The following is a 2,280-nucleotide window of genomic DNA, read 5'->3' as shown; positions in this document are numbered from 1 at the left end:
TAAAATCTAGGTATTAAGTTTATAAGTGTAGATTTACCGCTTCCTGTACTACCTATAAATGCAGTTGTTTGACCTGGTTTTGCAGTAAATGAAATATCGTGAAGTATTTCTTCATCGGCATCAGGATATTTAAATGAAACGTTTTTGAATTCTACTAAACCTTTTTTGTTTTCGTCAAATTCTTCCACATCGTCTGCTTCTTTTATTGATATATCAGTTGTCAAAACTTCATCTATACGATTTGCAGATACAGCTGCTCTAGGAACCATAACTGCTATCATTGATATCATCAAGAAGGACATTACTATTTGCATAGTATATTGGATAAACGCCATCATATCTCCAACTTGCATGTTTCCTAAGTCTACGTTTTTAGCTCCTACCCATACTATCAATATAGAAATCAAATTCATTATAAGCATCATAGCTGGCATCATACATGACATCATTCTATTTACAAATAAGTTTACCTTAGTTAAATCCTTATTAGCTTTGTCAAATCTATTTTCTTCAAACTCTTCGTTACTAAAAGCACGAATAACACCAAGACCTGTAAGTATTTCCCTTGTGACTAAATTTAATCTATCTACTAAATCTTGCAAAATCTTGAATCTAGGCATTACAACGGCAAACATTACGATAACTATCATGAAAACACATATTATACCAAGAGCTATTATCCAACTCATAGATACATTTGTATTAAGTGCTCTTATGATACCTCCTATTGCCATAAAAGGCGCAAATAATACCATTTTAAGCATCATAATTATAACTTGTTGTATTTGTTGTATATCGTTGGTACTACGAGTTATAAGTGATGCAGTTGAAAATTCGTTGATTTCCTTATTAGAAAAACTCATAACTTTTTCAAATGTCATAGCACGCAAGTTTTTACTTACCTTTGCACCGACTCTAGATGCCAAGAATCCAACACATATAGCGCATATCATACATATCATAGTGATACCTAACATCTTAAGTCCTTCTGTGAATATGTAATTCATTTGAAGATTGTCTAAGTCTATTCCTATTTCTTTATATTCTGCTTTTACAAAAGATATAGCACCTTGATCTAACATAGCCTCTGGTAAATCCACAAATTTTTCGTCTAATTCAGAAAGCATTTTTTCTTTAGATTCTTTTGGTATGGCGTTTAAATATGCAAACACATCGAAGTTACCATCTTTATCCATAAATTGTGCCATAGGATTTGTATTTGCTTGATCAGCAGCATCGCCTTGGCCTTTTTGCATTTGTTGTTGCATTTGCTCCATTTGTTGGGCATCACCTTGTGATTTTTGTTCCCCCATCATTTTAGACATCATAGAATCTCTAAGTTCAGTATTATCTGAGCTATTTTCTATGTTGTAAACTATCAACATCGGCTTTGATAATATATCATTAAGATCTTCTAATCTATCTTTGTCCTTGGTGTTTAATACATATAAAGCCTCATCCTCTATAGCTGGATATTTTTCTTTATAGCTATTAAATTCATCAGTTGTTAAGTCATCTTTTTTGATTAATTTATAGCTGTCTAAAACTTTATCTTTATCGTTATCATCCATAAAAGTAGTCAATTTATCCATTTCACTTTTTCTGATAACATCTGCAACAGCATTTTCTATACCAGATTGTTGTATCCCTACATTTACGATGTTTGATGTATATGTAGGTAGTGCCAATTCTGTAGTAGCTTGCAACATAAGTAATATTAGAATTGTCACAATAGCTACCCATGATTTTTTTAAATACTTAAATAATTTTGTCATAACATATCCTTTCTTCCAAATAACTTTCAATAAATTTTATATTAATAATTTAGTATGTCGTATATATTAAATTTTTATCTTTGATGGTATTAATTATCTCTTCCCGCTTCAATTATATCGGATAATTTATTCAACAATCTTATAAGCTCCTCTACATCTTCTTTTCCCATCTTTTCTATTATTTGATTAGTACATTCTATCATTTGTTCATGGTGTTTTTCCAACAGGTCAACTCCTTTATCTGTTAAATCTACATAAGTAACCCTTCTGTCTCTTTTGTTTGAAAATCTATTTATATATCCTTTATCCTCTAAGATATTTAACATTTTTGATGTCGCTGGTTTTTTCATAAATAGACAATTTCCTATGTCAGAAGTTTTTACTCCTATAGAATCCTCATTTTCTAACGTTCTCAACCTATATATAGTCTTTAATGCTGCATACTCTCCCGTGTGCAATTCTCTTAACTCATCACTCTTCCTATGAGTTTCCTTTTTTAATCTAA

At 30.8% G+C, this 2,280-nt stretch carries 2 protein-coding genes; both read right to left on the bottom strand.

The annotated features are described in order from the left end of the window. Positions 1-1,775, bottom strand: a 1,775-nt coding sequence (locus MR593_RS12065) for an ABC transporter ATP-binding protein (protein WP_290693276.1), incomplete at its 3' end; no start/stop codon positions are given. Between the two features lie 89 nt (positions 1,776-1,864). After that, the coding region (locus tag MR593_RS12060; RefSeq protein WP_290693273.1) for a MarR family winged helix-turn-helix transcriptional regulator at positions 1,865-2,280 on the bottom strand (416 nt) is incomplete at its 5' end.

The organism is Intestinibacter sp., assembly GCF_022780145.1.
Lineage (GTDB): Bacteria > Bacillota > Clostridia > Peptostreptococcales > Peptostreptococcaceae > Intestinibacter.
This window is presented reverse-complemented; position numbering and strand designations above follow the sequence as displayed.